Here is a 270-nt window from a genome sequence, read left to right as displayed (position 1 = left end):
TAATTTGTTGATTTATCTGTTGTAATTCATCTTTATCTTTTTGCTTCGCATCTTCCGCATGCATATTATTTTTAATCGCTTCAGCAAGCACTTCACCTTGTTTGGAATGATGGCGTTGTTGAATTAACCAATAAATAGCACAGCCAATTAAAGCCAAAATGTAGGCTGTAACCAAAGCCCAAAAAACGTTTCGGGGAAAAATGCTATATGAGGAAACCAATGCGACTAAAAAAGACAGTGCAATAATGGCTTTAGGATTCGTTACATACT

The 270-nt window shown here is 35.6% G+C and carries 1 pseudogene; it reads right to left on the bottom strand.

From position 1 onward, the window contains the following. A pseudogene (locus RR876_RS16900) lies at positions 1–270 on the bottom strand (hypothetical protein); the annotation flags it as partial.

Source organism: Acinetobacter sp. (assembly GCF_036666595.1).
Classification (GTDB): Bacteria; Pseudomonadota; Gammaproteobacteria; order Pseudomonadales; family Moraxellaceae; genus Acinetobacter.
Note: the sequence above shows the minus strand (reverse complement) of the source record. Positions and strands in the feature narration are given on the sequence as shown.